Here is a 12373-nt window from a genome sequence, read left to right as displayed (position 1 = left end):
ATGCCACAAGCTGGGGCATGAAAACAAATCGTTGAAGCACCATACTACTTCCAGCGCGGACATTAGGACACTATCCGCACAATTGTCATCCCGAGAGGCACGGCGCTTCGATAAGGTGAGGGGCCGGCCGCCTACTGGCGTCCGGCCCCAGAAATCACTCTCGGTGTGATGGCCGATTACAGACCATCATCGGGACCTCAACAAGGTCAGCGGGTCAGCTCGCGGTAATCCGGGATGCCCTGCCACGTGATGGCAAAGCCCTTGACACCGAGCGCCGCCACGCCCTTGTTGTTGCTGTACCACAGCGGCACGGCAGGCATGTCCTTGAACAGCAGCTCTTCGCCCTGCTGGTAGAGCTTGTTCGCGGCGTCCTCATCCGGAGCCTGAGCGGCCTGATCCATCAAGGCGTCGAACTCAGGGTTCTTGTAATCGCCATCGTTGGAGCCGTTGCCGTCAGCGGCGGACGAATCATACAGGGACACCAGGTAGCTTTCCGGCGACGGATAATCCGGCTGCCAACCAGTACGGAAGGCAATCTTCATCTCGCGCTTGAGGACCGTATTACGGAATTCGGAGAAGGTCGGATAAGCCACTGAGGAAGCCTTGATGCCCAGCGCGTTCTTGATGGAGTTCGTGATGGCGTCGTAGACGTCCTTGCCGCCCGAATCGGAGTTGTAGGCAACCTGGAACTCGTCGGTGTCCTTCCACGGATTGATTGCGTTCGCCTGCTCCCAGAGTTCCTTAGCCTTGTCGGCGTTGTACTTGAGCACCTCGTTGCCCGGCAGGTCAGCCGAGTAACCCGGGATGATCGGCGCGGTCCAGTCGACGGCCGCGGTGCCCTGACCGTTATACAGCTTGTCGATGATTTGCTGGCGGTTGATAGCCATGGAGATCGCCTGACGACGCAGACGACCTTCCTCATCAAGCTTGAAATGCTCCATGGTCGAGGGGAACGTAAAGGATTGGAACACCGAACCGGCTTCATTAATGGCCTGAACCTGCGAATCGGTCTGGAACGTCTTGGAAGCCGAGGACGGCACGGTTTCCATCGCATCCAGGTTGCCCGCCTGCACGTCGGCATACGCCGGCTGCGGGTCGGTGTACATCTGGAAGGTGATGCCGTCATTCTTTGTGGGGAAAGAACCCTTATAATTGGTGTTCTTCACCAATTTGATGCTCTGGTTGTGTGTCCAGGACTCAAACTTGTAGGTACCGTTGCCCACCGGGTTATTGCCGAATGCCTTGGGATCCTTGTAGAAGGATTCCGGCAACGGCGCATAAGCGTTGTATCCGACCATGATGGGGAACGTCGAGCTTGGCGCGTTGAGCTGAACGGTGAACGTGGTGTCATCCACCACCTGCAGACCGGAGAGCTGCTCGTCGCCCTTGAGCCCATCCTTCTGCAAATCTTCGAAACCCTTGATGACATTGAAGAAGCTGGACGAGACCTGCGCATTGGCGGCGTTGGCGCCATAGCTCCATGCCTTGGTGAAGGATTCAGCGGTCACGGGCGTGCCGTCGGTGAACTTCCAGCCACTCTTGAGCTTGATGGTGTACTCGGTGTTGTCGGCATTCGGCTCGATGGACTGCGCCACTTCATTCTTGGCGTTGCCCTTAGCATCGAAAGCCACCAGATTGGCGAAAAGCAAGCTGAGCGGATTGCCGCCGCACGTTTCGTTCGTATTGGTCGGAATCAGCGGATGCTGAGGCTCGCAGCCGTACACCTTCATGACGTTGCCTTCAGCGGCAGTGCTGCCGCCGGATCCGGAACCGCCGCAACCGCTGAGCAACATGCCCGCGGCGCACACGGCCGCCGCTACGGCGAGTGCTTTCTTCTTCATCACCATGGTTCTCCTTTGCTTGGGTGCTGGCCGCACGGTGCGACCAGCAAACCGTTGGTACACAAAAGGGTCGGCGACCATATACGGCATACCGCACAGTCACCAACCCCATTGCTGATAGTCTCCATGGTGGCACGGGCACAATCGAAGCCGCAACCATGAATACAGATTGTGGACAGCGCCACTCCTCCTGCGTTCTCCACATGCAACAAACAGCGTTTTCTCTTAGAAAAATCAGGGTTTTCACAGCATGACACCCGTGAGCTACACCGTACGGGCAGTACTAATCATTACGATTCGACCGTGGTTTTGGTGACCGTCATGTTACGACAAGGTTAATTCTTGCCAACGGCGACAATGCCGCAAAGCCGCATGCGATTGTAACGCTCATAACGCTGCGACACACCAAGAACACGCAGTTCCCACCACGTCCACGCCTAATTATGCTCGAGGAAACGCCTGACCGTACCGCTGCTTGAGCTGTTCGATGGATACATGCGTGTACCGCTGGGTTGTGGTCAACGACGAATGCCCCAACATCTCCTGCACCTGGCGAATATCAGCGCCGCCATTGAGCATATGAGTGGCCGCGCTATGTCGCAGCGCATGGGGCGACACATCCGGCACTCCCGCCATCCGGGCATACCGATGCACCACCTGCCGAACCACCCGCACGTCGATGCGACCGCCGCGTACACCAACGAACAGGGCACCTCGCGAACCTAGGTCAGTCAGCGAGGCACGGACGTCCAACCAACGACGCAACGCTTGATCGGCGGGCACGCCGAACGGTACTACCCGCTGCTTACGTCCCTTTCCCATTACTTTCACCGTACGATTGGCGAACATCACATCGCCCACATCAAGCCCCGACAATTCCGCCACGCGCATTCCCGTACCATACAGCAATTCCAACATAGCTGCATCCCGAATCGACACCGGGTCATCGTTTTCGGCAGTTGTCTCGCCGCCATCCATCAATTGACCAGCTTGTCGTTCGTTCAACACCACCGGTAACGTCTGCGCCATTTTGGGAGTGGCCATATCGGCCACCGGATTGCCAGACACCACGCCATGCTCATGTGCCCAGGAAAACCAAGCCCGAATCGCCACGACGTTACGTGCCATAGTGGCACGGCTATGATCCTGCACCCGCGAGGCCAGCCATAGGCGCACATCATTGGCGCTTACCGTATTGATATCAACGACACCATGCTCGCGCATGGATTGCATCCACGCACGCACATCCGACACATAGGCGGTTACCGTATGCTCCGACAAACCACGATTCGCACGCAGATATCGGGCAAACGCCACAAGCATCCGCCCATCGCATTCGCCTACTCGCGCATCACTATCTTCGTCCATGGCTCTGTCTCCTATATGCATTGTCCCACGCGCAGGGATACGATGCCACGCATGAGCACTCTACCACCCCACATTCCGATTGGATCGCGCCTGGTCGTGCGCATCGGCGACGGCATCGACCCCCACACCGAGCGTCCGGTTTACCGTGATATCGTCGGACATGTGCAATCCTGGGACGGCACCACGTTGCTGATGCACCGAGACGCCAGCGCCAACGGCCGCCGCCCAGCCAGTGACGTCACCATCGATGCCGCCAGCATCGTGCGACTCAAACCAGTCCCCGAACGACGCACGACGCCCCGCCGCACATTCTCAATCAATTAGGCGACGTTCCAAGTCCACGCTGCCATCGGCGCGCACCGCCAGTATGCGCCACCCTTGCAACGTCCACGAACACAACTGATTACGCCAGTCTTCGGGATGCAATGTCATCGTGCGACGCAGCGCTCCTTCCTGCAATGTATCACATGCGCCGGCCTGGTGCTCGCGATACCGCCGGAACGGATCGCCGTGGCGGAAAAACTCATCCAACCACGCCACATCGCCCTGCTCCAACGCCTGCGCCGCATCAGTACAGCGTCGCGCCATATCGCGCAGCAGCGCCGCCACATTAGCCGCATCCCCTTGCACCATCGCCTGTGTGCGCTGCGGATCGGTTAGCGCCACGCGCGTCATATCGCGCCAGGACCCCGCAGCCAAGGCCGCGGCCAACTGACGCCCGCCATCATCTACCAGCGCATTGATCAATGCCGTAGACAGCACATGCGGCATGTGTGAAATCAACGCCGCCGCACGGTCATGCGCGGCATCGTCACATACCACCACCTGATTGCGCAGCACGTCCGTCACCAGTCGGGCCACCGACAGCCACCGCGCATAATCCGTCTGTTCATCTACCGTCAGCGCCCACAAGGCATTGTCGTACAACGCCGCATCGGCACTGCCCCAACCCGACCGCTCATTGCCTGCCATCGGATGCGCACCCACGTAGCACGCCGACAGCCCCGCCGAAGCCACCATGGCACGCACCGGAACCTTCACACTGCCGACATCCGTCAGTGTGGTCGACTCCATATCAATATGCGGCGCCATCGCATCGATCACCTGCGGCATCGCACGCAATGAGGTACACACCACCGCTACCTGCGGACGACGCGCCAACAAGGAGGCCAACGAATCCGCGCACCACAAGCCTTCGCGTGCGGCCTGCTCATACGGATCGGGACGATGGTTCCACACCGACACCCGGTAACCAGCACACAGCAGACGACGGGCCAACGATCCTCCCATCAGCCCCAGACCCACCACCGCCACATGGTTCTTCCGCACCACCTCGGACACCATCACTACTCCTACCCACGCTCGCTTGTCTACCACAACAGCGCGCGACCCGCGACATCTGCCGCAGCGCCCGCACCTTCATATGCATCAGTCTCTCCGCGCACGCCGCCACCGGGCAACAATGCCACATCGACCTCAGAGGCCGCCGACGGCTCGCGCTCATATACCGCCAAGGTCTTCACCCAGTCACCCTGCGCCATCACCCGACGCAAAACTTGGTGTAGTGCCGGTTGCCACGGCGCGGCATCCATCGTGGCAATGAAGCTGTACAACCCCGCATGACCTTTAATCGGACGGGACATAAACGAGGTCATATTCACCCCGGCATCACGCACAACGTCCAACATATCCGCCAACACGCCGGCACCCGTATGCAACGGCACCATAGCCACCACCGACCCCCATAGCCGTTCGGCGTCCGAACTCCGCTCGCACCAGCGCGATGCGACGTCACGTGAGACAACCACCAGAAAATCCGTGGCCGCAGCATGGTAATCCTGCACGGCACGAGCCACCACACGCAGCCCATACACTTCGGCGCACGCCGACGGTCCTAGCGCCATGCAGCCGCGTGGCAACGTCTGACACGCCGCCGCATTCGAAACCGCCGGCATGCAGGACAATCCACGCTCACGAATAAACTGCGTGCACTGCGCCAATCCATGCGGATGGGCACTCACCCGCACAATCGTCCCCTCCTCATCGTCAGCACGCATCATCGCATCAAACACCACCGGCACACGAACCCTGCCAATGCCCACCACCTCGTCGTCGTCCAACATGGCATCGACATTGGGCATCACGGCGCCCTCCACCGTATTATCCCAAGCCAGCACGCCATAGCCGCCGGCACGCACACGCCGCAGCACCTCAGGCACATCGGCGCACGGCAGTACCACAACCGCATCCGGCGACACCGATTCACGCGCCGCCACCATCGGCACCGCATCCATCGCCGCCTGATGGGTAAACGAACCCTGCGGCCCCAAATACCATACGCGCACCGCGTCACTCACCATCGGCGCGCCCCCTGACAGCCGCAGCAATCTCTCCCGACGCACCAGACCCAACGGATCCTCTGAACGTGTCGGAGCGATATTCATCGGAATACTGTATCATTCCGCCCTGCCCAACGTCTTCGCCGCTTCCAATGTCCCCGACTTCAGCGCCATTCTCATACACCTGCAACGACTCATCCGCCGATTCGCCAGCAGGCGTATCACGCGGCATCACGCACCAACGACGGGGCATCAACACCACCACTAGTTGTACCACCACCATGCCGTACAGCCACCAGTACCCCACATGCGCCGACCACCACGGCACGGGAGCACCGAATCCCGCCACAATCAGCACCGACCCACCGGCTCCAGCACCGGTCAGCCACCATGCCATGCACACCGATACCAATACGTGCAACACCCCTCCAAATACGGGCATACGCATACGAGCACACCATGTGCTTAACGCCACCAGCAGTAACGACAGCACCAACCCATACGGCAAGTTGACACTTGCGCCAAGACGATGCGCGACACTGCCCACCATCGCCGAGGCAACGGCTGCAATCACCGTCACTACCACCGCTACAGTCGTATTGCGATACGACCATGGCAATCCTGATTTCTTCTGCGTATTGACCATAGATTCCAGTATGCCGCGAAACCTCGTCATCATGCGAGAATCAGCCATTCAGTTGCCTACAATGCCACGTGGCGGACCGCCTTTCGACGATCCGCCACGCAACATATCACGTAATGCGCCATCAGATGCGGTGACTTGTACGCCGCACCGAAGAGCACTACTTGTTCTGGTTATTTTGGCGACGCTGCTTGGCACGCCACTTATACCAATCCTCGCGGTTGAGAATGATTTTGCGGATACGAATAGATTCCGGAGTCACCTCCACGCACTCATCCTCATTGGCAAAGTCCAACGACTCCTCCAAGCTCATCTTGATTGGCGGCGTTAAAGTCTCCAACACATCGGCAGTAGAGGAACGCATGTTAGTCATATGCTTCGCCAACGTAATATTCACATCCAGCTCGTCCGGCTTATTATTCACGCCGACAACCTGGCCCTCGTACACCGGCGACTGCGGCTCGACGAAGAAGTTGCCGCGCGCCTGCAGACGCTGCATGGCATATGGCGTAGCGACACCCTTGCGGTCGCACACCATCGAACCATTCTGACGGGTGACAATCTGGCCGGCCCACGGTGCATAGCCAGCGGACAGCGAGGAGGCAATACCGGTGCCGCGCGTGGCGGACAACAGCGCCGTACGGAAACCGATCAGACCACGGCTTGGCACCGTAAACTGCAGCCGAATCCAGCCGGAACCATGGTTGCTCATGGATTCCATGCGCCCCTTGCGGTCAGCCATCAGCTGGGTCACCGTGCCCATATACTCCTCCGGCACGTCAATGGTGGTGTTCTCCATCGGCTCGCACAGCTCGCCATCGATGGTCTTGGTCACCACCTGCGGGCGGCCCACCGTCAGCTCATATCCCTCACGGCGCATCTGCTCAGCAAGCACCGCCAAGGCCAATTCGCCACGGCCCTGCACTTCCCAAGCATCCGGACGCTCGGTGGGTAGCACCTTAATGGACACGTTACCAATCAGCTCGCGGTCAAGACGATCCTTGATCATACGGGCGGTCAGCTTATGATCCTTGCCTTCCGTGCCGGCTAACGGCGAATCGTTGGTGCCGAAGGTCATGGAAATGGCTGGATCATCCACATGAATCAGCGGCAACGGCTGTGGATCGCTTGGGTCAACGATGGTTTCGCCAATCATGATGTCATTGACGCCGGCGACGGCCACGATATCGCCTGGACCGGCAGACTGTACCGGCTGGCGCTCCAGACCCTGCGTGCGCAGCAACTCGGACACACGGAAGCTTTCGATCGAACCGTCCACACGCGACAGGCCGTACGTCTTGCCCTTCTCCAAGGTCCCGTTGTAGACACGCACCAAGCCCAAACGCCCCAGGAAGTCGGAGGAATCGATATTTGCGACATGCGCCTGCAGCGCGGCGCCTTCCTCATACTGTGGCGCGGGAATGTTCGAGATAATGGAGTCGAACAGCGGCTCGAGATTGTCATTGTCCGGCAGACCGCCATCGGCGGGCTGATTCACCGAAGCATAACCGGCCTTGGCGGCGCAATAAATCACCGGCAGATCCAGCAGTGCATCGAGATCAAGATCGACGCCTTCCTCGATGACGTCCTGCGCCAAGCCAAGCAGCAGATCGGAAGCCTCGCCCACCACTTCCTCGATGCGCGAGTCAGGACGGTCCACCTTATTCACACACAAAATCACCGGCAACTTGGCTTCCAACGCCTTGCGCAGCACAAAACGCGTCTGCGGCAACGGCCCTTCCGAAGCGTCCACCAACAGCACCACGCCGTCCACCATGGAAATGCCACGCTCCACCTCTCCTCCGAAGTCGGCGTGTCCGGGCGTGTCGATCACATTGATGGTGATGCCTTCCGGATATCCATTCTTCTGCGCCAACGGTCCGGTATACTGCACCGCGGTGTTCTTGGCCAGAATGGTGATGCCCTTCTCCCGCTCCAGATCATTGGAGTCCATCACACGATCCGGCACTTCCTCGCGCTCATTGAACACATGCGACTGCTGCAACATGGCATTGACCAGCGTCGTCTTGCCGTGATCGACGTGCGCCACAATCGCCACATTCCTAATATCGCCACGAACTGCCATCACACAAACCTCTCTTGTCGACTGTCGGCGCATTCTCTATCACAAACACCACCATAGGTGGCTGCGCACAAACCCAGCCAATCCTACCCATATTCCTTGACAGCACCGTCGGCGCAACGATTACAGCCAAGCATCAGCAAGCTGCCATAGCAAAGCGGGTCCGGCACCGCACTACACAGCCGAACCCGCTTCACCTCATATGTCACGCCATCAACCAAGAATGGCGTTCGAGTCCGTCACCGTAATCAACGGTTCGAACATCGCCATGGCATCCAAAGCCCGTTGATGATTCTGCGCAGAACTGCCCGCACACGCATCAGCCGCCACCCGAACCGCCACACCGGCATCGGCCGCCGACAATGCCGTGGCGATCACGCAGCAATCCGTCGCCACGCCACACAGCACCATGCGCTTGGCGCCATGCATGGCCGCCGATAGCTGCGCGCCCCACTTACCAAACGTCGTTTCGGTGACCACCGCATGACCTTGTGCCAAAGGAACCGTCTCCTCGGTCAGGTCGTACATGGGATCATCATCAGCCACCAGGAATTGCGGCCAATCGGCAAAATACGGCACCCACGCATCCTTGGGCTCAGCGGGCGCCACATACCGGGTGTATACCACCCGGTCGCCGTACGCACGGGCCAAGCGCTCGAACGCCTCGTCCGTATCATGGAACGAGCCATCGGGGCACGCCCAATCGGAATCCTGGGCGAACACACGCTGACGGTCAATCACCACCAGCCATTCGTCATCCAATACCGCCATTATGTTCTCCTTTCGACGCAAAGGGGAACACCACCCACTGCCACTGCTATAGCACCGACGAGCCTGCTTCCCCTGCGGTCCTTAACGCCGTCGTCTACTCCTGTCCGTCGTGGAACGGCAGCGCTTCCTGACGTTTGATGTCACCGCTTTGCAACGTCAACGCGCCGATAAATCCAATCAGCAGCGCCACAATCACCCCCAGGTTGGCGGTGGCCCAATTGCCACTCTTACCACCGAACAATCCCAGGAAGTACCCCTGCCACTCCAACCAGCTGGCGGAAGTGTTGACCACCAGCCCCCAGCCAATCACGGTGCCGACCACCAAAATCACCAGCGCCTTGATATTCCATGCGCCATAGCGCCCGGACTCGTCGTATAGATCGTGCGTATCGTAATCCTTGCGGCGCAGCAGCACATCCGCGACGAACAAACCGGTCCACACCGCCATCGGCACGCCCAGGGTGATGAGGAAACCTTGGAATGGTCCGATGAACGTATCCGAGAAGAACGTCACGTACACCACGCCAATCACCGTCAGCACAGCGGTCAAACCAGCCGCTACCGTGCGGGGCAGCTTGATACCAAACGACAGCAACGCCAAACCGTTGGAATAGTTGTCCATAATCGCACCGGACATCAGACCCAGCACGGCGACCACGGTAAACGGCACCAGATACCACGTCGGCAGAATCGACCCCATGGCGCCGATCGGATCTTGGCCGACTTTATCCGCCAGATCGCCATTGGTCACCGTCAGCAGCAAACCGTACGCAATCAACAGCACCGGAGCCAAGGACGCGCCGAACGTGCTCCAGAACACCACGCCGCCATTGGACGACTTCCTCGGCAGATACCGCGAATAATCGGCGGCGATGTTCACCCAGCCCAAACCGAAGCCGGTCATGACGAAGAAGCAAGCGCCCAGCACCGCCGGCAAGCCACCGGCCGGAGCGGAAGTGATTGCGGAAAAATCAATCGAGGAAAAGGCCAGGATGAAATATCCCACCGTCACAATCGCCGTCACGATGGTGATCACCTGCTGGCACTTCATAATCAGGTCATATCCGATAATGCCGGCGATCACGACCAAACCAACCACCACGATGGTGGAGATAATCTTCGGGGCGCTGCCGGAGCCCCACCCCAAGCGCTCCATCAACGACGACAAGGCCAACACCGCAGTAGTCGTCAAGGAAATCTCCCACCCCAAGGTGGCGATCCATGACAGCACCGACGGCACCTTGGCTCCCTGCACGCCAAAAGTGGCCCGGGTCAGTACCATCGTCGGCGCGTTACCACGTTTGCCGGCGATGGAAATCACACCTACCAGCAGGAACGACACCACCACGCCAATCAGCGTTGCCACCGTGGCTTGCCAGAAGGAAATGCCAAAACCCAAAGCCCACGCGCCATAGGACATGGATAATACGGAAATATTCGATGCAAACCAGGGCCAGAACAACCCACGTGGGGTGCCCTTGCGCTCGGATTCGGCAATAGTGTCGATGCCCTGCTCCTCAACGGTCAGGACAGAATTCTTCTCTTCACTCACGCCCATAATAACACTCCCTTGTAATTCCTCAGCGATATCGGGCCTTCCCGTATGAGCATCGGCAGTTCTCGCAGCACGCCATACGGTTTATCGGAATGCTACTCCCAAAATAGCCGAAGAGTAAGAAAAATCAGTCACATTAACACCATATGTATACACATTATGCAACGAATGATCAGTCACGCGCTTCCGGTTCCATATCTGCCACAGACTGCGGCAGGAACGGCGCCAACGACGGCAACTGCGACAGTGATCCCAATCCCAACTTATCGAGGAACAGCGCCGACGTTACCAACAACGACGCACGTGATTCCGAATCCACGCCCTCTTCTCGTATCAATCCGCGGACCGACAGCGAGCGCAACACGCCATCCGAATTCACGCCTCGAATCGCGGCCACCTGCGCGCGCGTCACCGGCTGCTGGTAGGCGACAATCGCCAAGGCTTCCAGCGCCGCTTGCGACAGACGAGACACCTGTCCATCTTGCACCAACCTCGACACCACCGGCTCGAACTGCGCCCTAGAAGCAAATTGCCAACCCGAAGACATACACCGCAGAGTAAACCCTCTCATGCGAGCGCCCTGCCCGTCGCCGTCATACTCGGCGCGCAACTGTTCCAATGCCGTCTGCACGTCAGGCTCGTCCACCTGCACGATACGCGCGATATCCGCGACCGACAAGGGCTCGTCCGACACCATCAGCAGCGCCTCCAAGCAGGAGAGCAATCCTCCCGGAAAATCATCCACGCTCCATGCCTGATCCTGCTGGAGTTCACGCTCTACGTCCTGGTGCATCGACTCCTGCGGCTGCGGAACCACTGTCTGGTCTCGCTCGCCGCGGGTACTCATGTCATTCATCGTTGTGCTCCTTCTGCCCCGATTGCGCGGCCGTGGGTGTGTTGCCTTCCGGTAGACTATCCGGCACATCACCTGCTGCATCATCTGGCGCACCTTCCGACCGCTCATTCTCACACCAGCGAATCTGCAGCTCACCATACGGGTGCTCTTGACGAAGTCTCAGGACACCATGCTTGAACAATGCCAACACCGCCAAGAACCGTGCGACCACTTCCAGACGACCGCGTGCATCAGCCACCAACTGCGCGAACGTAACCACGGCATCACGCGCGGCACTGCGCAAGCGCTGCTCCACCAGAGCGGTCTGCTCACGCACATTCACCAACGGCACATGCAATTGATGCAGTGAGACTTCTTGCGTAGGTGCATTGGCCAAAGCGTGCGCCGCAATCCGCGCCAAATCCTCAGGCCCCACCGTCCACACCAGTTCGGGCAACATCGACGCCAAAGCCGCATCCATCACCCCGGGGTGCGCATAGTACCCGGCATTAGCGGCCAATCTGGCACGAAAATCACCGGCCGCCTGTTTGAACGCCCGATATTGCAACAACCGTGCAAATAGCAAATCGCGTTCGCGCAACGCTTCCATCGTGAACTCATCATCCGCAGCTGATTCGTCACGCGGCAGCAACGCCGCACTTTTGGCCTCGACCAACACCGACGCCACATCAAGGAAAGCGCTGGCCTCATCCATATCGGCAGACAAGTCCAGCGTGCGCACATAGGCCAAAAACTCCTCGGTAACCGCCGACAGCGCCACTTCGGTAAGCTCCAGCTTACGATTGGCCAGCAGTCCCAACAGCACATCGAACGGACCGGCATACACGTCCAGTTTCACCGAAAATCCGGACGTCAACGCCTCAGCGTCAAGATCCGCCGTCTGCCGCATGTCAGGCAGTGCCGTATGATCCGTCATC

At 59.1% G+C, this 12373-nt stretch carries 11 protein-coding genes; 1 reads left to right on the top strand and 10 read right to left on the bottom strand.

Annotation, left to right across the window (positions count from 1 at the left end; translation table 11 throughout):
• Positions 1-206: 206 nt before the first annotated feature.
• Entirely contained in the window at positions 207-1841 is a 1635-nt protein-coding gene (locus tag AC1AWK_RS01930) for a peptide ABC transporter substrate-binding protein (RefSeq protein WP_476569531.1), read from the bottom strand.
• A 441-nt stretch (positions 1842-2282) separates the two neighbouring features.
• Positions 2283-3209, bottom strand: coding sequence for a tyrosine recombinase XerC (locus AC1AWK_RS01925; protein ID WP_476567671.1), 927 nt, complete (start codon positions 3207-3209; stop codon positions 2283-2285).
• A 51-nt stretch (positions 3210-3260) separates the two neighbouring features.
• On the opposite strand from AC1AWK_RS01925, the gene AC1AWK_RS01920 reads away from it, so the two are divergent.
• Entirely contained in the window at positions 3261-3533 is a 273-nt protein-coding gene (locus tag AC1AWK_RS01920; RefSeq protein ID WP_476567669.1) for a DUF6725 family protein, read from the top strand.
• Here the strand turns inward: AC1AWK_RS01920 and AC1AWK_RS01915 are convergent.
• The 8 genes from AC1AWK_RS01915 to AC1AWK_RS01880 form a co-directional block, all read right to left on the bottom strand.
• Complete coding sequence (locus AC1AWK_RS01915; RefSeq protein WP_476567667.1) at positions 3522-4553, bottom strand: prephenate dehydrogenase; 1032 nt, start codon at positions 4551-4553, stop codon at positions 3522-3524. The two genes, AC1AWK_RS01920 and AC1AWK_RS01915, sit on opposite strands and share 12 nt — an antisense overlap.
• Positions 4554-4579: 26 nt before the next feature.
• Positions 4580-5569 carry a prephenate dehydratase gene (locus tag AC1AWK_RS01910; protein ID WP_476567665.1) on the bottom strand — a complete coding sequence of 330 codons (990 nt, stop codon included), beginning with the start codon at positions 5567-5569 and terminating at the stop codon, positions 4580-4582.
• Complete coding sequence (locus AC1AWK_RS01905; protein WP_476567663.1) at positions 5559-6242, bottom strand: alcohol dehydrogenase; 684 nt, start codon at positions 6240-6242, stop codon at positions 5559-5561. Before AC1AWK_RS01905 ends, AC1AWK_RS01910 begins: the two co-directional genes overlap by 11 nt.
• Positions 6243-6351: 109 nt before the next feature.
• Complete coding sequence (gene typA / locus AC1AWK_RS01900) at positions 6352-8277, bottom strand: translational GTPase TypA (protein ID WP_476567661.1); 1926 nt, start codon at positions 8275-8277, stop codon at positions 6352-6354.
• Between the two features lie 210 nt (positions 8278-8487).
• Entirely contained in the window at positions 8488-9045 is a 558-nt protein-coding gene (locus tag AC1AWK_RS01895; RefSeq protein ID WP_476567659.1) for a cysteine hydrolase family protein, read from the bottom strand.
• 94 nt (positions 9046-9139) lie between these two features.
• Positions 9140-10603 (bottom strand): purine-cytosine permease family protein, encoded by a 1464-nt coding sequence (locus AC1AWK_RS01890; RefSeq protein ID WP_476567657.1) that lies wholly within the window; start codon positions 10601-10603, stop codon positions 9140-9142.
• Between the two features lie 169 nt (positions 10604-10772).
• Positions 10773-11393 carry an SMC-Scp complex subunit ScpB gene (gene scpB, locus AC1AWK_RS01885; RefSeq protein ID WP_476569530.1) on the bottom strand — a complete coding sequence of 207 codons (621 nt, stop codon included), beginning with the start codon at positions 11391-11393 and terminating at the stop codon, positions 10773-10775.
• Between the two features lie 55 nt (positions 11394-11448).
• On the bottom strand, positions 11449-12372 hold the full coding sequence (locus AC1AWK_RS01880) for a segregation and condensation protein A (RefSeq protein WP_476567655.1): 924 nt from the start codon (positions 12370-12372) through the stop codon (positions 11449-11451).
• Position 12373: the final 1 nt, after the last annotated feature.

Source organism: Bifidobacterium sp. LH_491 (assembly GCF_056356495.1).
This window is presented reverse-complemented; position numbering and strand designations above follow the sequence as displayed.

What these genes read in the sequence shown, in the direction of transcription:
- AC1AWK_RS01930 (WP_476569531.1), bottom strand. Translation starts at nt 1,841, where the DNA reads ATGAAGAAGAAAGCACTCGCCGTAGCGGCGGCCGTGTGCGCCGCGGGC.
- AC1AWK_RS01925 (WP_476567671.1), bottom strand. Translation starts at nt 3,209, where the DNA reads ATGGACGAAGATAGTGATGCGCGAGTAGGCGAATGCGATGGGCGGATG.
- AC1AWK_RS01920 (WP_476567669.1), top strand. Translation starts at nt 3,261, where the DNA reads ATGAGCACTCTACCACCCCACATTCCGATTGGATCGCGCCTGGTCGTG.
- AC1AWK_RS01915 (WP_476567667.1), bottom strand. Translation starts at nt 4,553, where the DNA reads ATGGTGTCCGAGGTGGTGCGGAAGAACCATGTGGCGGTGGTGGGTCTG.
- AC1AWK_RS01910 (WP_476567665.1), bottom strand. Translation starts at nt 5,569, where the DNA reads ATGGTGAGTGACGCGGTGCGCGTATGGTATTTGGGGCCGCAGGGTTCG.
- AC1AWK_RS01905 (WP_476567663.1), bottom strand. Translation starts at nt 6,242, where the DNA reads ATGGCTGATTCTCGCATGATGACGAGGTTTCGCGGCATACTGGAATCT.
- typA (WP_476567661.1), bottom strand. Translation starts at nt 8,277, where the DNA reads ATGGCAGTTCGTGGCGATATTAGGAATGTGGCGATTGTGGCGCACGTC.
- AC1AWK_RS01895 (WP_476567659.1), bottom strand. Translation starts at nt 9,045, where the DNA reads ATGGCGGTATTGGATGACGAATGGCTGGTGGTGATTGACCGTCAGCGT.
- AC1AWK_RS01890 (WP_476567657.1), bottom strand. Translation starts at nt 10,603, where the DNA reads ATGGGCGTGAGTGAAGAGAAGAATTCTGTCCTGACCGTTGAGGAGCAG.
- scpB (WP_476569530.1), bottom strand. Translation starts at nt 11,393, where the DNA reads ATGCACCAGGACGTAGAGCGTGAACTCCAGCAGGATCAGGCATGGAGC.
- AC1AWK_RS01880 (WP_476567655.1), bottom strand. Translation starts at nt 12,372, where the DNA reads ATGACGGATCATACGGCACTGCCTGACATGCGGCAGACGGCGGATCTT.